General features: G+C 72.2%; 16 protein-coding genes and 1 pseudogene. 9 read left to right on the top strand and 8 right to left on the bottom strand.

Translation table 11 applies throughout. The features are described 5' to 3' along the window. Positions 1 to 116 precede the first annotated feature (116 nt). Positions 117 to 2,156, top strand: a complete 2,040-nt coding sequence (locus tag ACFVYA_RS37570) for a glycoside hydrolase family 2 protein (RefSeq protein WP_387051886.1) — start codon at positions 117 to 119, stop codon at positions 2,154 to 2,156. A gap of 43 nt (positions 2,157 to 2,199) precedes the next feature. Here the strand turns inward: ACFVYA_RS37570 and ACFVYA_RS37565 are convergent, their stop codons facing one another. Beyond that, the gene (locus ACFVYA_RS37565; protein WP_387051884.1) at positions 2,200 to 3,645 is read right to left on the bottom strand and encodes a DUF1996 domain-containing protein; all 1,446 of its coding nucleotides are present in this window, start codon (positions 3,643 to 3,645) and stop codon (positions 2,200 to 2,202) included. A gap of 248 nt (positions 3,646 to 3,893) precedes the next feature. Between ACFVYA_RS37565 and ACFVYA_RS37560 the strand changes: the two genes are divergently transcribed. Together ACFVYA_RS37560 and ACFVYA_RS37555 are read left to right on the top strand one after the other, a co-directional pair. Next, positions 3,894 to 4,727 carry a substrate-binding domain-containing protein gene (locus ACFVYA_RS37560; protein WP_285991469.1) on the top strand — a complete coding sequence of 278 codons (834 nt, stop codon included), beginning with the start codon at positions 3,894 to 3,896 and terminating at the stop codon, positions 4,725 to 4,727. A 76-nt stretch (positions 4,728 to 4,803) separates the two neighbouring features. After that, the gene (locus ACFVYA_RS37555) at positions 4,804 to 6,285 is read left to right on the top strand and encodes a pentapeptide repeat-containing protein (protein WP_387051881.1); all 1,482 of its coding nucleotides are present in this window, start codon (positions 4,804 to 4,806) and stop codon (positions 6,283 to 6,285) included. On the opposite strand, the gene ACFVYA_RS37550 is transcribed toward ACFVYA_RS37555, so the two are convergent. From ACFVYA_RS37550 to ACFVYA_RS37540, 3 genes are all read right to left on the bottom strand, one after another. Further along, positions 6,275 to 7,498, bottom strand: a complete 1,224-nt coding sequence (locus tag ACFVYA_RS37550; RefSeq protein ID WP_387051880.1) for a cytochrome P450 — start codon at positions 7,496 to 7,498, stop codon at positions 6,275 to 6,277. The genes ACFVYA_RS37555 and ACFVYA_RS37550 overlap by 11 nt on opposite strands. A gap of 95 nt (positions 7,499 to 7,593) precedes the next feature. Further along, positions 7,594 to 9,543: a glycerol kinase GlpK gene (glpK, locus tag ACFVYA_RS37545; RefSeq protein ID WP_387051879.1), complete on the bottom strand. Its 1,950-nt coding sequence runs from the start codon at positions 9,541 to 9,543 to the stop codon at positions 7,594 to 7,596. A 10-nt stretch (positions 9,544 to 9,553) separates the two neighbouring features. Then, positions 9,554 to 10,306, bottom strand: coding sequence for an IclR family transcriptional regulator (locus ACFVYA_RS37540; protein ID WP_285991473.1), 753 nt, complete (start codon positions 10,304 to 10,306; stop codon positions 9,554 to 9,556). A 255-nt stretch (positions 10,307 to 10,561) separates the two neighbouring features. Between ACFVYA_RS37540 and ACFVYA_RS37535 the strand changes: the two genes are divergently transcribed. The 4 genes from ACFVYA_RS37535 to ACFVYA_RS37520 are packed head-to-tail and all read left to right on the top strand — an operon-like array spanning position 10,562 to position 15,772. Then, a complete protein-coding gene (locus tag ACFVYA_RS37535; protein ID WP_285991474.1) occupies positions 10,562 to 11,383 on the top strand; it encodes an MIP/aquaporin family protein in 822 nt (273 codons plus the stop codon). 14 nt (positions 11,384 to 11,397) lie between these two features. Beyond that, positions 11,398 to 12,912, top strand: a complete 1,515-nt coding sequence (glpK, locus tag ACFVYA_RS37530; RefSeq protein WP_285991475.1) for a glycerol kinase GlpK — start codon at positions 11,398 to 11,400, stop codon at positions 12,910 to 12,912. 2 nt (positions 12,913 to 12,914) lie between these two features. Continuing rightward, positions 12,915 to 14,618 carry a glycerol-3-phosphate dehydrogenase gene (gene glpD / locus ACFVYA_RS37525; protein WP_387051876.1) on the top strand — a complete coding sequence of 568 codons (1,704 nt, stop codon included), beginning with the start codon at positions 12,915 to 12,917 and terminating at the stop codon, positions 14,616 to 14,618. Positions 14,619 to 14,677: 59 nt separating this feature from the next. Continuing rightward, on the top strand, positions 14,678 to 15,772 hold the full coding sequence (locus ACFVYA_RS37520; protein ID WP_387051875.1) for a hypothetical protein: 1,095 nt from the start codon (positions 14,678 to 14,680) through the stop codon (positions 15,770 to 15,772). On the opposite strand, the gene ACFVYA_RS37515 is transcribed toward ACFVYA_RS37520, so the two are convergent. After that, on the bottom strand, positions 15,756 to 16,631 hold the full coding sequence (locus tag ACFVYA_RS37515) for an aminoglycoside phosphotransferase family protein (protein WP_387051873.1): 876 nt from the start codon (positions 16,629 to 16,631) through the stop codon (positions 15,756 to 15,758). The two genes, ACFVYA_RS37520 and ACFVYA_RS37515, sit on opposite strands and share 17 nt — an antisense overlap. Positions 16,632 to 16,722: 91 nt before the next feature. On the opposite strand from ACFVYA_RS37515, the gene argG reads away from it, so the two are divergent. Further along, positions 16,723 to 18,168, top strand: coding sequence for an argininosuccinate synthase (argG, locus tag ACFVYA_RS37510; RefSeq protein ID WP_387051871.1), 1,446 nt, complete (start codon positions 16,723 to 16,725; stop codon positions 18,166 to 18,168). A gap of 52 nt (positions 18,169 to 18,220) precedes the next feature. On the opposite strand, the gene ACFVYA_RS37505 is transcribed toward argG, so the two are convergent. Both ACFVYA_RS37505 and ACFVYA_RS37500 read right to left on the bottom strand, forming a co-directional pair. Next, the gene (locus tag ACFVYA_RS37505; RefSeq protein WP_387051870.1) at positions 18,221 to 19,228 is read right to left on the bottom strand and encodes a medium chain dehydrogenase/reductase family protein; all 1,008 of its coding nucleotides are present in this window, start codon (positions 19,226 to 19,228) and stop codon (positions 18,221 to 18,223) included. Between the two features lie 77 nt (positions 19,229 to 19,305). Then, entirely contained in the window at positions 19,306 to 19,875 is a 570-nt protein-coding gene (locus tag ACFVYA_RS37500; protein ID WP_387051868.1) for a TetR/AcrR family transcriptional regulator, read from the bottom strand. Between the two features lie 45 nt (positions 19,876 to 19,920). On the opposite strand from ACFVYA_RS37500, the gene ACFVYA_RS37495 reads away from it, so the two are divergent. Further along, positions 19,921 to 22,698: a BTAD domain-containing putative transcriptional regulator gene (locus tag ACFVYA_RS37495; RefSeq protein ID WP_387051866.1), complete on the top strand. Its 2,778-nt coding sequence runs from the start codon at positions 19,921 to 19,923 to the stop codon at positions 22,696 to 22,698. Between the two features lie 132 nt (positions 22,699 to 22,830). Here ACFVYA_RS37495 and ACFVYA_RS37490 read toward each other — a convergent pair. Further along, positions 22,831 to 23,211, bottom strand: a pseudogene (locus tag ACFVYA_RS37490) (hypothetical protein); the annotation flags it as partial.

Raw genomic sequence — 23,211 nt, 5'->3', positions numbered from 1 at the left:
CCCGGGTGCGGGAAAGGCCCCCTCCTTCGTGTGGGTGAATACCTTCGTCGGGAGGCGTTTTCGAAGTCCTCGAAGCGCATTGACCCGCGGCCGGGCGGGCTGTGACAGTCCCGGGCATGCGCCGGCTCGTCTTCGCCCTGATCGCCCTGCTGCTGTGCGGTTTCTGCGTTCCGGCCGCGGTGGCGGCACCCGGGCGCGCCCGCACCTGGACTGTCTTGGCGACCGGCTGGAGATTCCACCTCGGCGACGCTCCCGGCGCCGCGGCTGCCGATTTCGACGATTCCGCGTGGACGCCGGTCTCCGTGCCCCACACGTGGAACGCCGCCGACGGCTCCGACGGCGGCGGCAACTATCGGCGTGACGTCGGGTGGTACCGGACCCGGGTGGCCGTCCCGGCCGGCGACCGGCGGGTGTTCCTGCAGTTCGACGGCGCGAACCTGGTCACCGACGTCTACGTGGCCGGCCGGCGCGCCGGCCGGCACGAAGGCGGCTACTCCGGCTTCCGGTTCGACATCACCGGACTTGTCCGCCCCGGGGAACTCGTGCCGGTCGCGGTGGCGGTCGACAACCGCAAGAACGCGGCCGTGGCCCCGCTCGACGGCGACTTCACGCAGTTCGGTGGCCTCTACCGCGACGTCCGGCTGATCACCACCGATCCGGTCCACGTCGACGCGCTCGACTACGGCGGGCCGGGTGTCACCGTGCGGCAGAACGCGCTCACCACGGCGGCGGCCGACCTCTCGGTGACGACCCGGGTCACGAACGACTCCGCGGTGACGCGGCGGATCCCCGTCCGGACCGTGGTCCGGGACGCTTCCCACCGGGTCGTGGCGGTCTCGGCCACCACCGTCACCGTGGGCGCGGGCCGCACGGCCCCGGCGACCTCGGCGGTGCGGGTGATCCGTCCGCACCGGTGGAACGGCGTCCGGGATCCTTACCTGTACTCGGTCACCGCCGAGGTGGGCGGGGATGCGGTGACCGTCCCGCTCGGGCTGCGCACCTTCGCCGTCGACCCCGGGCGTGGCTTCCTGCTCAACGGCGTCCCGTACCCGCTGCACGGGGTGAACACCCAGCTGCCCAGCCGCCCGGACCGCGGGGCGGCGGTCTCCGATGCCGACGTCGACGCCGACTACGCGCTGATCGCCGAACTGGGGGCGAACGCCGTCCGGATGGCCCACTACCAGCACTCGCCGCGCGAGTACGAGCTCGCCGACCGGCTCGGCCTGATCGTCTGGACCGAGGTGCCGCTGGTCGGCTGGGTGACGGATTCGCCGGCCTTCACCGCGAACGCCGAGGCCCAGGCGCACGAGCTGGTCCGGCAAAACGTCAACCACCCGTCGGTGGCGATGTGGGGCCTCGGCAACGAGCAGTACGCCTCCAGCCCGGCCGCCAACGCCGTGCTCGCCGCGGTCCAGGACGTCTTCCGCGCCGATGACCCCGACCGGCTCACGACGTACGCGCACTGCTGCCTGGCCGACACCGACGCCCTCGCCGGCCACGCGGACCTGACCGGCTACAACCGCTACTACGGCTGGTACCTGCCCGGCGCCGCGAACCTGGGGAAGTGGGCGGACGAGCTGCACCGGGCCGAGCCGGAGCGCCGGATCTCGGTCTCCGAGTACGGGGCCGGCGCGAGCGTCCGGCAGCACGAGCAGCACCCCGTCCCGCCGGTCCCCGGCGGGCACTGGCACCCCGAGGAGTACCAGGCGGAGGTCGCCGAGGCGTCGTGGCGGGCGATCGAGGCCCGGCCGTACCTGTGGGGGAGCTTCGTCTGGGTGATGTTCGACTTCGCCTCGGACGGGCGCAACGAGGGCGACCGCCCGGGCATCAACGACAAGGGACTGGTCACCGACGACCGGGTGACCAGGAAGGACGCCTTCTACTGGTACCAGGCCAACTGGTCGGACCGGCCGTCCGTGCACATCACTTCCGCCCGCGACACCGTCCGGACCACCGCCACCACCGACGTCAAGGTCTACGCCGGTACCGCGCCGGTCAGCCTCTCGGTCAACGGCGTCCCGGTCGGCACCCGGGTGCCCGACGGTCACATCGCCGTCTGGGCCGGGGTCGCCCTGCAGCCGGGGCCGAACGTCGTCCGGGCGACCTCCCTCGGGGACGGCCGGACGGACACCGTCACCTGGACCCGGCAGCCGTGACCGGCCCCTTCGGGGAATGTCCTCGAAGAGGCCGGTCAGCGGGTCACTGGTTGCAGCGCTTGCCGGTGTTGATGCAGTTGACGACCTGGTTCATCAGGCGCTGGCCCATGACGTTGGCGAAGTCGTCGTGGTCCGAGCGGGGGTTGTGCTTCTCCTGCGCGAAGGCGTCCACCTTGTACTGGCCCTTGACCTGGATGTCGTGCGGGATGTTGTAGACCAGCTTGATCACCAGCTGCGGCACGTTCTGGAAACCCTTCGGGCACTTGCCCTGCTGGTCGGCGAACACGATGTGCGTGCGGTGGTTGGCGCTGTCGATGTTCTTGCCGTCCCAGCAGTTCGGGAAGGCGTGGATCCGCTCGACCTTGCTGTTCTGCGGGCAGATCGGGTAGTGGTCGGTGAGCCGGTCCTCGAAGCCGGTGCAGGTCCAGCTGGGCCGGGCGTTGGCCGGGCCGTTGGTGCTCTGCTTGGCGTCGCCGTAGAGGATCCGGAGGAACTGCGGCATCGCGACGACCTTGCTCGCGCCGCCGCTGGTGAAGGTGATCGTCGCCGACTGGACGCGCTGGATCTCGCCGTCGTTGTCGCCGACCTCGTTCTTGTCGTTGACGCCGGGCAGTTCCGCCGGCTGGCCGTTGCTGTTCTGGCCGCCGTTGTCGATGCCGCCCTGGCCGTTCTGCTTGAGCGCGCACTGCGCGAGCCCGCCGAGGTCGGTCGGCTTCGCGGCCCGGCGGCCGATCGCGATGGCGATCCGGTCGATGGTGGCCGCGCGCTTGTCCTTGAGCGGCCCGACGACGGCGTTCTGGATGTCCTGCGGCGTCTTGAGATCGCCGTTCGCGATCCGCTTGTTGGCCTCGTCGATCTGCTTGTCGAGCAGGTCGAGGTTGCGGTTGACCTCGTCCATCGCCTGGTCGGGGACGTCGGGCAGCTTGCTGGCGACGTCGGGGCAGTCGACCTGGGCGCTCGCCTTGTCCTTGGCGCTGCCGGCCCGGTCGGGCTGCGTGGCGGGCGGGTTCTTCTCGGCGTCGCCGGTGTCGATGCGGACGACGGGCCAGAAGTAGGCCGACTTGTCGCCGTTCTTGCAGGTGGTGCCGGCCTTCACGAGGCTCTTGTTGTTCGAGTCGGCGTTCGTGGAGAGGTTGCCGACGTAGTCGTGCAGGTGCTGGGCACCGTTCTTGATCCCCGGCTGGGCGATGAAGTTGTCGGGGTTGAAGTGCTGGTTCTCGTTGCGGCCGCAGTCCACGGTGAACGTGCCGCGGGCGCCCTTCTGCTGCAGCGCCTTGTTCACGTTGACGCCCGACGGGACCTTCGCGATGTCGAGGAAGAACGACGGGTCGGCCTCGTCGGCGCTGGCCTCGCCGGTGCGGCCGGCGGTGGTCGCGACGACGATGCCGCCGACGGCCAGCGCGAGCGCCAGGCCACCGGTCGCGATCTTCGTGCGGCGGGTGATGCGATGTCTGCCCGTGGCGGGGGTGCGGGAAGTATTCCGGGCCATGTTCACCTCGTTCGGTTTTCCGGGCACGCTGAAGAAGCCTGCGTGCCCGGGCTGGAGACGCGCGGAACCCGGGGAGTGGCACCGGGTCGCGGGTATCGGGGGACCCGCCCGGTGTCACTGGTTCCGGCATTGGGGGGAACGGTCCCCGGACGGGACCGGTTCAAGCCGGCGTTCCGCCGTTACCGTTTCGTTATTTATGGAAGGTGAACAAAGTTCACGTCTGCCGGTGTGATCGCTAACATCGACGCATGCCCGTGGACGACGCAGGTCCCGACGGCCCGCTCCGTGCGCGGCCCCTCCAGCGGCGGGGCACGCTGGGGGTGATCGCGACCGGGTCGTCGGCGTCGGGGCCGGTGTTGCACGGCCTGCGCGCGGCCGCCCGCGAGCAGGAATACGTGCTGAGCGTCTTCAGCGTGTCGGTCAACAGCGGCGCGGCGGTGCTCGCCGCGGTGGCCGGCCTGCAGCTGCAGGGGGTGGCCGGGATCGTGGTGCTCGACGGGCACCTCCTGGCCGAGCTGGCCCCGGTCGCCGAGATCCCCCTCGTGCCGGCGGCGTCCACCGACCAGTACGCGGGGGCGCGCCAGGCCACGGAACACCTCCTGGCCCTCGGCCACCCGACGGTCTGGCACCTCGGCGGCCCGGAGGAAGGACCGGTGGCCCGCGCCCGCGAGCGCGGCTGGCGCGAGACGCTCGAACGCCACGGAGCGGAGGTCCCCCCGGTGGTCCGCGGCGACTGGTCCGCCCGCTCGGGTTTCCGCGCCGGCCAGTCCCTGGCGGTCGAATCCGGGGTGGGCGCGGTGTTTTCGGCGAACGACCACATGGCACTGGGACTGGTGGCGGCGTTCGCGGAGGTGGGCATGCGAGTCCCGCGCGACGCCCACGTGGTCGGCTTCGACGACGTCCCCGAAGCGGCGTACTTCGCCCCGCCGTTGACCACGGTCCGCCAGGACTACGTGGCGGCGGGCCGCCACACGCTGGCGACACTGGCGGCCCGCATCGACGGCGTGGCGGTGCCGGCGTGGGGAACGGTCGAGGCCGAGCTGGTGGTGCGGGAGAGCAGCCGCTGCCTCAAAGGCGTGTAGGGGATCTCCGACGGACACGCCGGTGTTCCGGCCGAAGATCGCTTCGGAACACCGAGACGCACGTCATGATGGGGCGGTGACCGATACCGCCTCGGGTCTCCCGCCTGTCCCGCGTCCCGCCGAGCAGCCGAAGCAGATCGTGACCCCGCTGTCCGGCCGGGCGCTGCTGGCCGCGGCCGTGGGCACGGCTCTCGTGGTGGCCGCGGTGGTGACGGCCTTGTGGATCGGCCTCACCACTGGCGGCTCCGACCCGAACCGGGTGACCGCACAGCTGGAGGTGCTCCGGATCGGGTTGAGTCTCGGTTTGGGTGGCGGCGGGCTGTTCGCCCTGTACCTGGCGTGGCGAAGGCAGCGATCCACGGACCTCGCCCTGCTCCAGAAGGAGCGCGACCAGGCCGACGTCGCCCGTGCCCACGCCCTCCAAGAGCGCGTCGCCGCGGAGAACCGGGCGCACCAGGAGCGGGTCGCCCTCGCCACCGAGAGCGACGCGACCGCCCGCCGGATCACGGAGCTGTTCAGCAAGGCCGTCGAGCACCTCGGGGCCGATGAGGCCCCGGTTCGCCTGGGTGGGCTCTATGCGCTGGAACGACTGGCCCAGGACAACTCCGAGCAGCGGCAGACCATCGTCAACGTGATGTGCGCCTATCTGCGGATGCCGGTCGACCCGCTGCGCGAGCCGGACGAAGACCCGGATGCGCACCGGCAGTGGCAGCGGGAACGCGAAGTCCGGCTCACTGCTCAGCGCATCCTGACCAGTCACCTGCGCCCGGGTGCCGAACCCGGGGCTCCGGCGGCGACGTTCTGGCCCGGTCTGGACCTCGACCTGACCGGCGCGGTCCTGCTCGAAGCCGACTTCAGTGACTGCCACCTGCACGTTCTCCAGCTGAACGGCGTCACCTTCGTCGGCACCGCCCGCTTCGCCGGGACGACCTTCGCCGAGGACGCGACCTTCGAGGACGCAGCCTTCACCGGCGAGGCGCAGTTCGGCCACGCCACTTTCGCCGGACGCGCGCAGTTTCGCGGCATGACCTTCGCCGCGAGTGTCGGCTTCGCCGGGGCGAAGTTCCTGCGAGGCGCTCGATTCGAGGGAACCTCCTTCACCGCCGACGCCGGGTTCGACGGGGCGAGGTTCGCCCGCCGCGCCTGGTTCGACAAAACCGTCTTCGCGCGCGACGCCGAGTTCGGTTCGGCTCGCTTCGCCAGTGACGCCGAGTTCCGCGGCGCGGCCTTCACCGGCAACGCGAGGTTTGTCGGCACCACCTTCGCCACCAAAGCCAACTTCCACGGCGTCGCGTTCCGGCGCGACGCCAGCTTCCGCGAAGCCGTCTTCGCCCGCGACGTGAGCTTCCAAGGCGCGGTCTTCGACGGCGCCATCGGATTGCGCGACGCGACGTTCCGCAAGAACGCCGAGTTCCGCGGCGCGCGCTTCGCGCAGTCGCCTCGCGTCACTGCCGGCCAGTTTCCGAATGGGGTGCCGCCGGAGCTGTCCGAGCCCACCACGCCCGCTGAAGGCGGCCCGCCCTGGCCCGGCCGCCGCCGGCCACCGGTCAGCGGGTGAGCGGCAGAGCGGCCATCCCCCGCAGAGCCGGGTTCGGGCGCCGCACCACGTCGCCTTCGATCCGCAGCGTGGGAAACCGCTTCCCCAGCTGTTCCAGCAACACCGCCATCTCGAGCCGCGCCAAGGCCGCGCCGAGGCACAGGTGCAAGCCGTGCCCGAAGAACAGCCCGCGGCCGCCTTCGCGAGTGATGTCGAAGCGGTCCGGGTCCGCGAAGCGCGCGGGATCCCGGTTCGCCGCGCCGGCGAGGAGCACGACCACGTCGTCCGCCGGGATCTCCCGGCCATCGAGCACCGCCGGCCCGGCGGCCACGCGCTGGCTCATCTGGGCGGCCCCGTCCCACCGCAGCATCTCCTCGGCCGCGCCGGCCGCCAGCCCCGGATCACCGGCGAGGAGGGCGAACTGGTCCGGGTGGGTCAGCAGGGCGTGGACACCGTTGCCCAGCGCGCCCGCGGTGGTCTCGTAGCCGCCGCCGAACAACACGAGGAGGGAATTGAGCACCTCCTCCTCCGACATCAGCTCCACCTCGGCGGTGGGCCGGGCCAGCAGCGCGGACGTCAGGTCGGCACGCGGTTCCGCACGCCGCCGGGCGATCAGCTCCGTGAAGTAGGCGCGGAATTCGACGGCGGCCGCGTCCACCTCCGCACGCAGATCCACCGGCATCGCGGGCTGGACCTGCTTGCCGATCAGATCGGTGAGGCGGCGAAGCCGGTCGTGGTCGGTTTCGGGCACACCGACCAGGTCGCCGATCACGGCCATCCCGAGGGGGTAGAGGACCGTGCCGACGAACTCCGCCGCGGTCCCGTCCGCCGTGGCGTCGGCGAAGCCGTCGAGCACCCGGTCGGTGGCCCGGCGGACGGCGGGCTCCAGTTCCCGGACGCGCCGGACGGTGAAGTCGCGGACGAGCAGGCGGCGCTCGCGCGTGTGTTCCGGCGGGTTCTTCCACGGCAGGAGGTCGGCCAGCAGCACCATGGCCGGGTTCTCCCGCCAGCCCGGCGTGTGCCGGTCGCGCCACTGGGCGTCCAGCACCCGGAAGGTCTCGCCGTCGGCGAGCACGGCCTGGCAGTCGGCGAACCGGCTGAGGACCCAGCCGCCGAAGACTTCGCTGCGGAAGACCGGCGTCTCTTCGCGAAGCGTCGCGTAGACCGGGTACGGATCGGCGAGCCCGGCCGGGGTGGACAGGGACAGCAAGGCCTGGTCGGCGGCTGCGGACACGAGTGCTCCCTCCAGTGGCGAAACGGTGCCCGCAGTCTTCTCCGGGCGCCCGTGCCGGAGCAGGGTTCGGGCCCGGCTTCACCCGGATGGCAGTGTCAGAGCTTCAGCCGGTCGCCCAGGCCGCGGATGTGGTCCGCCGCACCGCAGTCCAGGTCGAGCTGGCGACGGCGTTCCGCGACGAACGCCCGGCCCAGCCCCGTCCGGTCCGATGTGGACATGCTCCGGCGCAGTTCGTTCAGCAGCCCGCGTTCCTCGCCGCGCACATGAGCGTCGACGACGTTCTCCAGACGTGGCAACGCCTTTTCGAAGTCGTCGCCCTCCAGGACCGCGAGCAGGTCGTCGGCGAACGGTTCGCCCGGCGCGTCCGGGCGGACGATCCGCTCGGTCGCCGTCGCGTGGGCGACCAGCAGGGCCGACAGCTCCGCCACCAGCGCCGGCCGGTCGGCTTCGGTGTTGCGCAGGTCGCGCAGCAGCTGCTCGAACCGGCGGTGGTCGGCCAGCAGCACCTCGACCAGGTCCGAACCCGGCGCCGCCGCGGCCGGGGCCGGGCGCATCCAGCCGAACGTCAGCTCCACCGCCTGGCGCCAGTGCGCGTATTCGGAGTCACGGCGGGCCGGGTCCATCGCCGGCAGCCACTGGCCGGCCCGGTGCCAGTTGCGCCGCAGGCCCTCCAGGTCCGGCCAGTACCCGACGGACAGCCCCGCCGCGTAAGCCGCGCCCAGCGAGACCGTCTCCGCCACCATCGGACGCACCACCGGCACGTCGAGGACGTCGGCGATGCACTGCATCAGCAGGTTGTCCGCGGTCATCCCGCCGTCGACCTTCAACGTCGACAGCGCCAGCCCGGAGTCGGCGTTCATCGCGTCGACGACCTCGCGGGTCTGCCAGGCGGTCGCCTCCAGCACCGCCCGCGCCAGGTGGCCCTTCGTGATGTACGACGTCAGCCCGGCGATCACCCCGCGCGCCTCGCTGTGCCAGTGCGGCGCGAACAGGCCGGAGAACGCGGGCACGATGTAGCAGCCGCCGTTGTCCTCGACCGTCCTGGCCAGCGTCTCGATCTCGGGCGCGCTGCCGATCAGCTCCAGGCCGTCCCGGAACCACTGGACCAGCGATCCGGTGACGGCGATCGAGCCTTCGAGGGCGTACACCGCGGGCTCGTCGCCGATCTTGAACCCGACGGTGGTGAGCATGCCGTGGGTGGACAGCACCGGCGTCGGGCCGGTGTTGAGCAGCAGGAAGCTGCCGGTGCCGTAGGTGCACTTGGCCTCGCCGGGCGCGAAGCAGGTCTGGCCGAACAGCGCCGCCTGCTGGTCGCCGAGCGCCGCGGCGATCCGGATGCCGGGGACCACTCGCGAAGTGGTGCCGTAGACCTCGGTCGAGGACCGGATCTCCGGCAGCATCGCGCGCGGGACGTCGAAGAACTCCAGGAGTTCGTCGTCCCAGTTCAGCGTGCGCAGGTTCATCAGCATGGTGCGCGAGGCGTTGGTGACGTCGGTGACGTGCACGCCCCCTTCGGCGCCGCCGGTGAGGTTCCAGATCAGCCAGCTCTCGATGGTGCCGAAGAGGACGTCCCCGCGTTCGGCCCGCTCGCGCAGCCCCGGGGTGCGTTCGAGCAGCCAGCGGATGCGCGGTGCCGAGAAGTAGGTGGCCAGGGGCAGGCCGCACAGCTGCCGCACGCGGTCGGCGCCGGGTTCGCGGGCGAACTGTTCGAGCATGGCGTCGGTGCGGGTGTCCTGCCAGACGATCGCCCGTCCGACGGGGTTGCCGGTGCGCCGGTCCCACAGGACGGTGGTCTCGCGCTGGTTGGCGATCCCCAGCCCGACGACCTGATCGGCGGTGGCGCCCGCGTCGGCGAGCGCCTGCGGGACGATCCGGGAGACGTTCCGCCAGATCTCGGTCGCGTCGTGCTCGACCCAGCCGGGCCGCGGGAAGTGCTGCTGGTGTTCGCGCTGGACGACCGAGACGAGCCGGCCTCGGGCGTCGAACAGGATGCACCGGGTGGAGGTGGTGCCCTGGTCGATGGACATCACGTACCGCTGGACCATGCCCCTCCCTTCACCATCGGGACGCACCCAGGTCCCGCGAAACCGCGCGCGCCGCGTCGCGGACGTGGCCCAGCAGGCGGGCGCTCGGGCTGCCGTCCGGCTCGCACACCCGGTCCGCCGGCCCCGACACGCCGATCGCGCCCACCACGATGCCGCCGTGGCCGCGGATCGGGGCGGCGATCCCGGCCTCGCCCGAGATCATCTCGCCGTTCTCCACCGCCCAGCCCGCCTCCCGTACCTTCGCACACGCCCGCTTGATCGCCGTCTGGGTGACCAGCGTGCGGCGCGTGTACGGCTCGGGGTCCGCCTTGAGCGTCGTGTCGTAGGCCAGCAGGACCTTGCCGAGCGCCGTCGCGTGCAGCGGCAGCAGCGTGCCGACGTCGAGGGTCTGCAGGCTGTCGTCCGGCCGGAACACGTGGTGCACGACCAGCACCCGGCCTTCCAGGGGCGCGCCGATCCGGACCGCCTCGCCGCTGCGCGAGGCCAGGGCGTCGGCCCAGTTGATCGCCCGGGAGCGCAGCTCGTTGACGTCGAGGTAGCTCGTGCCCAGGTGCAGCAGCGCCGCGCCGAGCTGGTACTTGCCCGTGTCGCGGTCCTGCTCGACGAACCCGACACCCTGCAGCGTGCGCAGGATCCCGTGCGCGGTGCCCTTCGCCAGTTCGAGGGACTCGGCGATCTCGCCGACGCCCAGGCGCCCCGAGCCGCGCGCCAGCAACCGCAGGATCGCGGCGGCGCGTTCGATGGACTGGATCGGGCCGGGCACGGCGCGACCCTACTGTACCGATCGTTACCAATCCGACCGGCAGTCACGGCGGAACAGCTCCGTTGAGCAAATTCGCTCCGGTTCGTGTCCGCCTGCTTTCGGCCGGATTGGTAACCTGACCGGCCCCGATTCGACAATGTCGAACATCCACTTCGGCCGTTCGACAATGCCGACCGCCGTCCGTTGACCGGCCTGACACGCGAACTTAACTTTCACCCACCAGTAGGGGGACAAGGTCCTTTGTGGAGGAAAGCAATGGTGCGAAGCCTCAAGGCCCGTGGACTCGGCGGCGAGATGGCCGCCGAGTTCGTGGGGACGATGATCCTCATCCTGTTCGGGTGCGGAGTGGTGGCGCAGGTCGTCGCCGCGGGCATCGGGGACCACGACAGCATCGCCTGGGCCTGGGGCCTCGGCGTCACGCTGGGTGTCTACGTCGCTTCGCGGATCAGCGGCGCGCACCTGAACCCGGCCGTGACCATCGCCCTCGCGGTGTTCAAGGGCTTCGAGTGGCGCAAGGTCGCTCCCTACGCCCTGGCGCAGACGGCCGGTGCGTTCGTGGCCGCGATGCTGGTGCGCTGGAACTACACCGAGGTCCTCAACGCCAAGGACCCGGGCCTGACGATCAAGACCCAGGGCGTGTTCTCCACCCTTCCGGGTAACGGCACGCTGCCGGTGGGTGACTGGGGCGCCTTCCGCGACCAGATCATCGGCACCGCGATCCTGCTGATCGTCCTCTTCGCCATCACCGACCTCCGCAACACCTCGCCGGGCGCGAACCTGGCCCCGGTCGTCGTCGGCTTCCTCGTCGTCGCGATCGGCATGGCCTGGGGCACGAACGCCGGGTACGCGATCAACCCCGCCCGCGACTTCGGCCCGCGCCTGGCCTCCTGGCTGACCGGCTACGACACGGCGTTCACCGACCAGTACGGCTTCCCGTACTGGTGGATCCCGATCGTGGCGCCGGTCATCGGTGCCCTCGTCGGCGGCGCGATCTACAAGTACCTGATCGAGCGCTTCCTCCCGGCCGGGGACCCGCTGGACGCCATGCCCGCCAAGGACTTCGAGCCCGCCAACTGAGTAGGAGCACGACCATGCCGGACTTCGTCGGCGCCGTAGACCAGGGCACCACCAGCACCCGCTTCATGATCTTCGACCACGGCGGCAACGAGATCGCCCGCCACCAGCTCGAGCACGAGCAGATCCTGCCCCGGCCGGGCTGGGTCGAGCACGACGCCACCGAAATCTGGGAACGCACCCGCTCGGTCATCGCGACCGCGCTGAACAAGGCGAACCTGACCGTGGGCGACCTGGCCGCGCTCGGCATCACCAACCAGCGCGAGACCACCGTCGTGTGGAACCGCCGCACCGGCCGCCCGTACCACAACGCCATCGTCTGGCAGGACACCCGCACCGACCGGATCGCCTCGGCACTCGAGCGCGAGGGCAAGGGCGACGTCATCCGCCGCAAGGCCGGCCTGCCGCCCGCCACCTACTTCTCCGGCGGCAAGCTGCAGTGGATCCTCGAGAACGTCGAAGGCGTGCGCGAGGACGCCGAGAAGGGCGACGCCCTGTTCGGCACCACCGACTCGTGGCTGATCTGGAACCTCACCGGCGGCCCGGACGGCGGCGTCCACGTCACCGACCCGACCAACGCCTCGCGCACCATGCTGATGGACCTCGAAACCCTCGACTGGGACGACGAGCTGCTGTCGTTCTTCGGCGTCCCGCGGCAGATGCTCCCGGCGATCCGGCCGTCGTCGAACCCGGGCTTCGGCACCACCCGCGCGGACGGCCCGCTCGGCGGCGAGGTCGCCATCACCGGCGTCCTCGGCGACCAGCAGGCCGCCACCGTCGGGCAGGTCTGCTTCCGGCCCGGCGAGGCCAAGAACACCTACGGCACCGGCAACTTCCTGCTCCTCAACACCGGCCAGGAGCTCGTCCGCTCGAAGCACGGCCTGCTCACGACGCTGTGCTACCAGTTCGGCGACGACAAGCCGGTCTACGCGCTGGAAGGCTCGATCGCGGTCACCGGTTCGGCGGTGCAGTGGCTGCGCGACCAGCTGGGCATCATCAGCGGCGCGTCCCAGAGCGAGAGCCTGGCCCGCCAGGTCGAGGACAACGGCGGCATCTACTTCGTCCCGGCGTTCTCCGGCCTGTTCGCGCCGTACTGGCGTTCGGACGCCCGCGGCGCGATCGTCGGCCTCACCCGCGCCACCACCAACGCCCACCTGGCACGGGCGACCCTGGAAGCGATCTGCTACCAGACCCGCGACGTCGTCGAGGCGATGCAGAACGACTCCGGCGTGACGCTGGACGTGCTGCGGGTGGACGGTGGCGTCACCGCCAACGAGCTCTGCATGCAGCTGCAGGCGGACATCCTCGGCGTGCCGGTGTCGAAGCCGGTCGTCGCGGAGACCACCGCGCTCGGTGCCGCCTATGCGGCCGGGCTGGCGGTCGGGTTCTGGAAGTCCACCGACGAGCTCGAGCAGAACTGGAACGAGGACAAGCGCTGGACGCCGTCCTGGAGCGACGAACAGCGCGCCGAGGGCTACGCGGGCTGGCAGAAGGCCGTCGGCCGCACGCTCGACTGGGTCGACGTGCAGTGACCATGAGGAGGAACACCGTGACCCCGCTTTCCCCGCAGTACCGCGCGGAAACGTTGCGGAAACTGGTGAACGAAGAGGTCGACGTGCTCGTCGTCGGCGGGGGAGTGACCGGGGCCGGCGTCGCGCTCGACGCCGCGTCCCGCGGGCTGTCGACCGCGCTGGTCGAGGCCCGGGACTTCGCCGCGGGCACGTCCAGCCGGTCGTCCAAGCTGATCCACGGCGGCCTGCGCTACCTGGAGCAGCTGGACTTCAAGCTGGTGCGCGAAGCGCTCAAGGAGCGCGGGCTGCTGCTGCAGACGCTGGCCCCGCACCTGGTGCGGCCGGTGAAGTTCCTGGTCCCGCTGCAGCACCGGGTGTGGGAACGCGGCTACATCGGTGCCGGCGTCACGCTGTACGACACGCTCGGCGGCGCTCGCGCGCTGCCGCGGCACCGGCACCTGTCCAAGCGGGGCGCCTTCAAGGCGGCCCCGGCGCTCGCGGACGACGCGCTGATCGGGGCGATCCAGTACTACGACGCCCAGGTCGACGACGCCCGCCACACGATGACCATCGCCCGAACCGCCGCCGAGCAGGGCGCTTCGGTCCTGACGCGGGCTCGCGTCACTTCGCTGCTGCGCGAGGGCGAGCGAGTCGTCGGGGCGAAGGTCGTGGACCGGGAGAGCGGGATCGAGTTCGAGATCCGCGCCCGCACGGTGGTGGCGGCCACCGGTGTCTGGAGCGACGACATGGCGGAGGCGGCCGGGATCCCCGCGCCGTTCACCGTCCGCGCGTCGAAGGGCATCCACCTCGTGGTGCCGCGGGAGAAGATCGACCTGGACACCGGGCTGATCCTGCGCACCGAGAAGAGCGTGCTGTTCGTCATCCCGTGGGGACGGCACTGGATCGTCGGCACCACCGACACCGAGTGGGACCTCGACCGCGAGCACCCGGCGGCGAGCCGCGCGGACGTCGACTACGTGCTCGAACACCTCAACGCCGTCCTCCGGACGCCGGTGACGCACGACGACATCGAGGGCGTCTACGCCGGGCTTCGCCCGCTGCTGGCGGCGAAGGCGGCCGCGACGACGAAGCTGTCGCGGGAGCACGCGGTGGCGCACCCGGTGCCGGGCCTGGTCATCGTGGCCGGTGGCAAGTACACGACGTACCGGGTGATGGCCGCGGACGCGGTCGACGTCGCGGTCGAGGAGATCGGCCGCCCGGCCCCGCCGTCGTGGACCGACCGGCTCCCGATCGCCGGCGCCGAGGGCTACCACGAGCTGTGGGCAGACCGGTTCGGCGTGGCCGCGAAGTCGGGGCTGCCGCTGACCCGCGTCGAGCACCTGCTGCAGCGGTACGGCACGCGGATCTGGAATCTCCTGGAGCTGATCGAGGAGCAGCCTTCGCTCGCGGACCCGATCACGGAGACCTCCGAATACCTCCGCGTCGAGGCCGTCTACGCGGTCTCCCACGAGGGTGCGCTGCACCTGGAGGACGTCCTCACGCGGCGGACGCGCATCTCGATCGAGGAGCGCGACCGCGGCGAGGCGGCGGCGCCCGTCGTGGCGGCGTTGATGGCCCCGCTGCTGGGCTGGGATTCCCACCGCACGGACCGCGAGGTGGCGAACTACCTGGCCCGGGTGGAGGCGGAGCGCTCGGCCCAGGAAGCCCCGGACGACGCGGCGGCGAACGCCACCCGCCTCGCGGCCCCGGCGCTGCTGCCGGGCTAAACCGGTTGCCGCCGTCGCGCGTGGACACCCTGGAACCGATCTGAAGGGGAGGAACAGGGATGTTCAGAGGTGTTCTCGCGACGGCGGCGGTGGCGGTGGTGCTCACCGCGGTCCCGGCGAGTGCGGACGAACCGGTCGCCCCGGTCGACCTGGGCACGCTGCCCGGGGGACTGACCAGTTACGGAGATCTGGTGTCGAACGACGGAACGGTGTTCGGGATGTCGTTCGACAAGGCGAACAACCCGCGCGGGGCCCGGTGGGACGCGGCCGGCCGGATCACCGAGCTGCCGCCGCAACCGGGCTACGCGTCGGTCGTACCCGCCGCGATCACCGAGGACGGGGTGGCGCTCGGCGACTCGATGTCGGCCACTGGGTCCGCCGGGCGGGCGACGCTGTGGGGCGCGTCCGGGGTGCCGGTGGACCTGCCGCCGGTGCCGGGCTACCCGTCGTCCAGCGTGGCCGCGATCAACGCCCACGGCATCGCCGTCGGGTACTCCTACGGCGCTCAGGCTTCGGACACGGCGGTGAAGTGGGACACGACCCAGGGCACGGTCACGGCCCTCGGCTACGGCCGCGGCTTCGCGATCAACGACGCGGGCGCGGTCCTCAGTTCGTACCAGGGGGAGTCGAAGTACTGGGATCCGGCGGGCAACCTCGTGCCGTTGGAAGGCGGCGGTACGCCCGCCGACCTCGACAACGCGGGCACGGTCGTCGGCTCGAGCGGCGTCCACGCCGCGAAATGGGATGCGGCGGGACACCTCACCGTGCTCGACACCACCTGGAAGTCCAGCACGGCGGCGGAGATCGGCGCGGACGGGACGATCTACGGCACCGTGGAGGCGGGGGACGGCATCAGGCACCTGGCCCGCTGGAACGCGGCCGGGCAGCTGACCGTGCACCCGAACCCGGACGGCGTGTGGACCCGGTTCGTCACCGCGAACGACACGGGCAGCGCGCTCGTGGCAATCGGCTCCGGCAAGTACTTCGTTTGGGGGCCCGGCGGCGGGCTCACCGCGCTGCGGCCGCTGACGGAGAACGCCTGGTGCGGCGCCGAGGACCTCAACGATCGCGGCGCGGTCACGGGCGCCTGCACAGTCCTGAGCCGGAACTTGCACGCTCTGCGGTGGGACCTGCCGGTCATCGGCACCTGGTGAGCACGCCCAGTTCGGCGAGCACGTACCGGGCGTTGGCCGAGATGACCGGGTTGGTGTGCCGGTAGTACGGCAGCTGGATCACCGCCATCGCCAGCGCCCGGCCGCGGCCGCGCGCCCAGGTGGCGTCGTCGGGGGCCACGGCGTCGCGGAAGGTGCGGCGGGTGTCCGCGGTCAGCAGGTTCCACGCGGGGATCAGGTCGGCCGCCGGGTCGCCGAGGCCCGCGGTGGCCCAGTCGAGGACCCCGGCCAGCCGGTTGTCGCGCAACAGGAGGTTGCTGGGCATCAGGTCGCCGTGCACCCAGCACGGGGGGTCGGTCCACTGTGGAGCATCGAGCGCCTCGGACCAGGCGGCGTGCGCCGCGTCGGCGTCGAAGGGCTCGTCGGTGCGGCGCAGCTCGTCGATCGCCCGGCGGGTGGCCGTGTCCACAACGGACAGCGGCCGCCCGCGGGAGGTCGGGGGGCCGTCCGTCCGGTGGGCCCGCAGCGCGAGGACGAACTCCGCCAGGCCGTGAGCCGCACGTCCTTCGAGCGCCGGTTCGCCGTCGAGCCAGCCGTGCACCGCCCACGGCCACGGGTACCCCTCGGCGGGTTCGCCGACCGCGACGACGGCCGGGACCGCCACCGGCAGCTCCCCGAGCGCGCCGAGGGCCTGGCGTTCCTTCGCGATGTCGTCGGCGCCGCCCTCGGTGAGCGGAAGCCGGACCGTCAGGGAACCGCCCAGGCGGTACACGGCGTTGACCGTGCCGCCCGAAGCCAGGAGAGTGACCGGCAGGCTCGCCCACTCCGGGAACTGCCCACGCAGCAGCCGCTCCACCAGCGCGGTGTCGATGGTGTGTTCGTCGGCGTGCATGCGGCCCATGGGATCACCGAACCACGCACGTCAACGCGGTTTCCGTGAGCCAGGGCACCCCGGATTGCACGACGATGCATAGCCGTGCATAATCATTCGCATGTCCAAGGTGCTCACTTCCCTGCCCGTCGGCGAGCGTGTCGGTATCGCCTTCTCCGGTGGCCTCGACACTTCCGTAGCGGTCGCGTGGATGCGCGACAAAGGCGCGGTCCCCTGCACCTACACCGCCGACATCGGCCAGTACGACGAGCCCGACATCGAGTCGGTGCCCGGCCGGGCCGGCCAGTACGGCGCCGAGATCGCGCGGCTGGTCGACTGCAAGGAAGCCCTCGTCGAAGAGGGGCTCGCGGCGCTGACGTGCGGCGCCTTCCACATCCGCACCGGCGGCCGCAGCTACTTCAACACCACCCCGCTCGGCCGCGCGGTCACCGGCACGCTGCTGGTCCGCGCGATGCTCGAGGACGACGTCCAGATCTGGGGCGACGGCTCCACCTACAAGGGCAACGACATCGAGCGGTTCTACCGCTACGGCCTGCTGGCCAACCCCTCCCTGCGCGTCTACAAGCCGTGGCTCGACGCGGACTTCGTCACCGAGCTCGGCGGCCGCAAGGAGATGTCCGAGTGGCTGCTCGCGCACGACCTGCCCTACCGCGACAGCACCGAGAAGGCCTACTCGACCGACGCCAACATCTGGGGCGCCACGCACGAGGCCAAGTCCCTGGAGCACCTGGACACCGGCATCGAGATCGTCAAGCCGATCATGGGCGTGGCGTTCTGGGACCCCGCGGTCGAGATCGCGCCCGAGGACGTCACCGTCGGCTTCGAGCAGGGCCGGCCGGTGACGATCAACGGCAAGGAGTTCGCCACCGCCGTCGACCTGGTCCTCGAGGCCAACGCCATCGGCGGCCGGCACGGGCTCGGCATGTCCGACCAGATCGAGAACCGGATCATCGAGGCCAAGAGCCGCGGCATCTACGAGGCGCCCGGCATGGCGCTGCTGCACGCCGCCTACGAGCGGCTCGTCAACGCCATCCACAACGAGGACACCCTCGCCAGCTACCACAACCACGGGCGGCAGCTCGGCCGCCTGATGTACGAGGGCCGCTGGCTGGACCCGCAGGCGATGATGCTGCGCGAGTCGCTGCAGCGCTGGGTCGGCACCGCGATCACCGGTGAGGTCACCCTGCGGCTTCGCCGCGGCGAGGACTACTCGATCCTCGACACGACCGGCCCGGCGTTCAGCTACCACCCGGACAAGCTGTCGATGGAGCGGACCGAGGACTCGGCGTTCGGCCCGGTCGACCGGATCGGCCAGCTGACCATGCGCAACCTGGACATCGCCGACTCGCGGGCGAAGCTGGAGCAGTACGCGAGCCTCGGCATGGTCGGCGGCTCGAACCCGAAGCTGATCGGCGCCGCCCAGGCGGCCTCGACCGGCCTGATCGGCGCGATGCCCGAGGGCGGCGCCGAGGTGATCGCCTCGCGCGGCAAGACCGACGACGTCGAGCTGCTCGACAACGCCGCGATGGAGTTCGGCACGGACTGATCGCTCACGACCCGAAGGCCACCACGCTCGCCGTGGTGGCCTTCGGTGCGTTTCAGGGGACGAGCACGACCTTGCCGGTCACCGTGCCGGATTCGGCCAGTGCGAGGGCTTTCGCGGCTTCGGTCAGCGGGATCCGGGCGGCCACCTGTGCCTCGAGCTGTCCCCGCACCGCCAGCTCGAAGACGGCTGTCAGGTCTTCGGCCAGGCGCGCGCGAAACCGGGCGAGGTTCCGCTTGCCGCCCCAGACGTTGGAGAAGTGCGCCCGGCGGCGGTTCGGCACCGCGTTCCACCACAGCAGCCGCGCGACGAGTTTCAGCACGGCGGGCTTCCGGTTGCCCCCGGTGTTCACCGTCGACGCGCTGCCGTAGGCGACCAGGGCGCCACCCGGGGCGAGCAGGCGGAACGAATCGACGATGCCGGGGCCACTGACGTGGTCGAAGACGGCGTCGACCCCGCCGGGAGCCAGCGCGCGCACCCGGGCCGGGACGTCGCCGCGGTAGTCCACGGCGGTGGCCCCGAGCGCGGTCACCACGTCCAGGTTGCGGGCCGACGCGGTCCCGATCACCCGGATCCCGGCCGCGCGGGCGAGCTGCACCAGCGTGGTGCCGACGCCGCCGCTCGCGCCGTGGACCAGGATCGTGCCGCCGGTGCGCACCTTCGCCCACCGGTGCAGCATCTGGTACGCCGTGATGCCGTTGACCACGAAGGTTTCCGCCTCGGCGGCGTCCAGGCCGTCGGGCACCGGCACCAGGTCGGCGGCGGGGACGGCGAGGTGGCTGCGCCACCCGCCGATCTTCGTCATGGCCGCGACGCGGCGGCCGATCAGAGCGGGGTCCTCGGCTTCGAGCACCGTGCCGACGACGTCGTAGCCGGGCACGAACGGGAACGGCGGCTGGTCGTAGTACTTGCCGCGCCGCATCTGCTGTTCGGCGAACGAGATCCCGCTGGCCTCGACGCGGATCAGGGCTTCCCCGGCGCGCCGGGGCGGCAGCGGGCGGTGTTCGACGCGCAGGCCGTCCGGCTCCACGAGGCCGGGGAGGACGATCTCGGTGACGTTCACGGTGGTTCCTTCCGTAGCGTGAGTGACTGGTCAATCACTCGACGGGCGAGCAAACCGGCCCTGACCGGGCCGGGATTTCAGTTCTGGCCGGGGTGGCGGATACCGGCGGACAGCACGGCGGCCCAATCGCCGGCGTGCTCGTCCAGGCCGAGGGTGGCGATCAGGTGGCAGAGCTGCCCGTAGGCGATGAATCGCTGCACCTCGTCGTCGGCCGCGCCGGAGCGCGACCGGGCGAAGCCGGTCACCTTGGCCAGCCCGCGGCGGACGGCGTCGGCGATCTCGGGCGTGTCGGCGGCCGACTGGGCGTGCACCTGCAGCATCAGCAGGTTCCGGTCGGCGATCAGCTCCGCGTAGGCTCCGCCCATCTCGTGCAGGATCTTCCCCGGGTCGGCATCCTCGACCCGAGCGGCGCCGTTCGAAAGGGCGTGGACGACGAGTTCATAGCACCGGTCGAGGGCGGCGACGAACAGGGAAACCTTGCCGGGGAACAACTTGAAGACGTACGCGGGCGAGATGTCGGCCCGGGCGGCCACCGCGCTGATCGGCGTGCTGTGGTATCCGCCGCGGGCGAACTCGGCGATGGCGGCATCGACGACGGCGTCCCGGCGGGCGTCGGAAGTGGAAAGCGTGGCACCGCGTTTCGTCATGTGAGTGACTGCCTGGGGGCGGCCGCGGGAACGGGAGCGCGCGCGATGGGGCCTGAAGTGCGGTTTCACCTGCTCGGACCACTGACCGTGACGGTCGGCGGGCGGCCGGTGCCCCTCGGCGGGGCGAAGCAGCGGGTCCTGCTCGCGCACCTGCTGCTCAACGCGAACCGGACGGTGTCGCCCGGGCAGCTGATCGACGCGCTGTGGCACCGTGATCCCCCGACGTCGGCCACCGCCAACCTGCAGACGTACGTGTGGCGGCTGCGCCGGCTGCTGCCCGACGGCGCCGTCCTGCGCACCCACGACGCGGGTTACTCGCTGGTCGTCGACCCCGGCGAGGTCGACGCCCACCGGTTCGCCCGGCTCGTCGGTGACGCCGCCCGCGCGGCCAAGGACGGCTCGCCCGAGACGGCACTGACGCTGCTGGCCGAGGCCGAAGCGCTGTGGCGCGGCGACCCCCTGGAAGACCTGCCGACCGCGGCCGCCTGGGACGCCGAGCTCGGCCGGCTGGTCGAGAACCGGCTGGCCGCCGTCGAGGAGCGGCTCGCGCTGCAGGTCCGGCTGGGCCGGCACGATCCCGCGATCGCCGAGCTCACCGTGCTGCTGGCCGAACACCCGTATCGCGAACGGCTCTGGCAGCAGTACCTGCTCGCGCTCGCCGGCGCGGGCCGCCGGGCCGAAGCGCTGCAGGCGTACGCGACCGCGCGCGAGCGGCTCGTCACCGAACTCGGCGTCGAACCCGGGCCGGAGCTGCGGACCCTGCAGGCGGCGATCCTCGCCGGCGACCCGCTGCCCGGACCCGCTCCGGTGGCCGCGTCGTCCCCGCTGCGGCAGCTTCCCGCCGATCTGCCGGACTTCACCGGCCGCGAGGAGTACGTCCGCGAACTTTCCGCGGCGCTCGGCGCGGGCCCGGCGCCGGTGGTGCTGACCGGCGCGCCCGGCACCGGCAAGACGGCGCTGGCCATGCACGTCGCCCACGGCCTCGCGGACCGGTTCCCGGACGGCCAGCTCTACGTCGACCTCGCCGGCACGGGTGCGCCGCGCGACCCCGCCGAGGTGCTCGCCGACTTCCTGCACGCACTGGGCGTCACCGGGAACACCGTGCCGGCCGGGCCGGACCAGCGGGCGGCGCTGTTCCGCTCGCGCCTGGCCGGGCGCCGGATGCTGCTGGTGCTGGACGACGCGGCGACGGCCGCGCAGGTCCGCCCGCTGCTGCCCGCCGATGCCGGGTGCGCAGTGCTGGTCACCACCCGCGGCCGGCTGCCCGAGCTGGCGGGCGCGAAGCACGTGGAGCTACCCGTGTTCGGCGAGCGGGAGGCCGCGCAGCTGCTGGCCGAGCTGGCGGGGCCGGACCGGGTGGTCGGCGAACCGGCCGAAGCGGCGGCGATCGTCCGGTGCTGCGGGTACCTGCCGCTGGCGATCCGCATCGCCGGCGCGCGGCTGGCCGGGCGGCAGGCGTGGAGCCTGCGGACCCTGCACGACCGGCTGGCCGACGAGTCGAGCCGGCTGAGCGAGCCGCGCGTCGGCGACCTCGGTGTCCGGCCGAGCTTCGAGCTGAGCCTGCGTCAGCTGCCGCCGGCCGCGCGGACGGCGTTCGGCCGGTCGGCGGTGCTGGGCGCGCAGGACTTCCCGAGCTGGGTGGTCGACGCGCTGCTGGACCGCGCGGGCACGCACGACGTCCTCGACGTGCTCGTCGACGCCAACCTGGTTTCGCTGACCGGGCGGGATTCGAGCGGACACCCGCGGTACCGCCTGCACGACCTGCTGCGCTGCTACGCGACGGAACTGCTGGCGCAGGAACCACTTCCGGTCCGCCGCGAGACGCTCGCCCGCGTGCTGTCGGTGCTCCTGGCGCTGGCGAAGACCGCGGCGGCGGGCCTGCCACCGGCGTTCGGCGCGATGACCGGACCCGCGGTGGCCGTGCGGCCCGTCCCGGACCGCTTGGTGGCCGACCCGCTGGGCTGGTTCACGGCGGAGCGCAAGCTCCTGGCGGCGGCGGTCCAGCTCGCGGCGGAGGCGGGCCTGGACGAGCTGGCCTGGCAGCTGACGGCGGCCGCGGTCCCGTTCTACGACCTGCGCGGCGCGTACGACGACTGGCGACGCAGCCACCTGACGGCGCTGGCGGCGGTCGAGGCGGCGGGGAACCGCGCGGGAGCGGCGGTGCTGGCCCGCGGCCTCGGCCAGGTCCGCCTGTACCACGACGAGTACGAGGAAGCGTCCCGGGACATGCGGCGGTCGGCGGAGCTGTTCGCCGAACTGGGCGACGTCCGAGGCGAGGCACTGGCGGTAGCGGGCCTCGGCACGGTGGCCCGGGTCCGCGACCGCCCCCGGGAGGCCCTGGGGTTCTACCGCCGTGCCCTGGCGGGCCTGGAACGCGCGGACGACCGGAGCGGCGTCGCCCAGATGCGCAACTCGATCGGCTCGACGTACGCGTTGCTGGGCTCGTTCGCCGAGGCGGAGACCTGGCTGCACCGCGCTCGTGCGCTGGCGCGCGAGATCGAGGACCCGCACCGGGAGGCGAAGGTCCTGACGGAGCTGGGCACGTTGCGCCGCGACACGGGACGGCTCCCGGAGTCGTTGACGCGCTTGAGGCTGGCGTTGCGCATCCTGGAGGACCTCGACGACGAGAGGTGCAGCGCGTACGCGCTGCTGGGCATCGGGCAGACGTTGCTGGAGGCGGGCGAGCCGGTCCAGGCGCGCGGAGTCTGCGATCGGGCGTTGCGGGTGTTCCGCGAGACGGGGAACCACCAGGGCGAGACGACGGGGCTGGCATTGCTGGAGCGGGCCCAGCGCCGCAGAACCCCCTCGGCGGCTCGCACCTGAGGGCGTGTTCGGGCCCGGTCCGGGCCGGGTGCCGAACCGGCCGGTGCGTGCCCGGAGGATCGATCGCCGACCGGCTTGGCTCGCAACCCGGGTGCGCCGGCGCCGAGCACCGGCGCACCCGGCCCGCGCGGGTCAGTTGCTGTTGCCCGGCTTCCAGCCGAGGTAGTTCGCGAAGTAGCCCTGCCGGGCGTGGCCGATCGCGCCGTTCACGCTCGTCGCCCAGACTCCGCCGCTGCCGTCGGCGATGCCGACGTGGCCGTACGACGAGATGTTCCAGAACACGAACGCGCCGCGGGGCGGGGTGCCCGTCGTGTGGCGGGCGCCGTCCGAAGAGCGCCAGTGCTCGATCGCGCTCGCGTGGTGGGTCACGCGGTCCCACGCCAGGCGCACCGCCCGCTCGCAGTAGCCCTGGTACGTGGTGCTGCCGTTGCGGCCGGCGGGCGCCGGGCGGGGAGCCCGAGCAAGCCCGACCCCACCGCCGCCGCCCCGCCGGCGACGGGCCAGCACCACTCG

Source organism: Amycolatopsis sp. NPDC058278, assembly GCF_042881395.1.
Classification (GTDB): domain Bacteria; phylum Actinomycetota; class Actinomycetes; order Mycobacteriales; family Pseudonocardiaceae; genus Amycolatopsis.
The sequence above is the reverse complement of the archived record's forward strand: the minus strand, read 5'-3'. Positions and strand labels throughout refer to the sequence as shown.

Excerpts from the sequence above, each read along its gene's own strand:
- glpK (WP_285991475.1), top strand. The coding sequence starts at position 11,398 with ATGCCGGACTTCGTCGGCGCCGTAGACCAGGGCACCACCAGCACCCGC.
- ACFVYA_RS37560 (WP_285991469.1), top strand. The coding sequence starts at position 3,894 with ATGCCCGTGGACGACGCAGGTCCCGACGGCCCGCTCCGTGCGCGGCCC.
- argG (WP_387051871.1), top strand. The coding sequence starts at position 16,723 with ATGTCCAAGGTGCTCACTTCCCTGCCCGTCGGCGAGCGTGTCGGTATC.
- glpD (WP_387051876.1), top strand. The coding sequence starts at position 12,915 with ATGAGGAGGAACACCGTGACCCCGCTTTCCCCGCAGTACCGCGCGGAA.
- ACFVYA_RS37570 (WP_387051886.1), top strand. The coding sequence starts at position 117 with ATGCGCCGGCTCGTCTTCGCCCTGATCGCCCTGCTGCTGTGCGGTTTC.
- ACFVYA_RS37495 (WP_387051866.1), top strand. The coding sequence starts at position 19,921 with ATGGGGCCTGAAGTGCGGTTTCACCTGCTCGGACCACTGACCGTGACG.
- ACFVYA_RS37565 (WP_387051884.1), bottom strand. The coding sequence starts at position 3,645 with ATGGCCCGGAATACTTCCCGCACCCCCGCCACGGGCAGACATCGCATC.
- ACFVYA_RS37520 (WP_387051875.1), top strand. The coding sequence starts at position 14,678 with ATGTTCAGAGGTGTTCTCGCGACGGCGGCGGTGGCGGTGGTGCTCACC.
- glpK (WP_387051879.1), bottom strand. The coding sequence starts at position 9,543 with ATGGTCCAGCGGTACGTGATGTCCATCGACCAGGGCACCACCTCCACC.
- ACFVYA_RS37515 (WP_387051873.1), bottom strand. The coding sequence starts at position 16,631 with ATGGGCCGCATGCACGCCGACGAACACACCATCGACACCGCGCTGGTG.
- ACFVYA_RS37500 (WP_387051868.1), bottom strand. The coding sequence starts at position 19,875 with ATGACGAAACGCGGTGCCACGCTTTCCACTTCCGACGCCCGCCGGGAC.
- ACFVYA_RS37535 (WP_285991474.1), top strand. The coding sequence starts at position 10,562 with ATGGTGCGAAGCCTCAAGGCCCGTGGACTCGGCGGCGAGATGGCCGCC.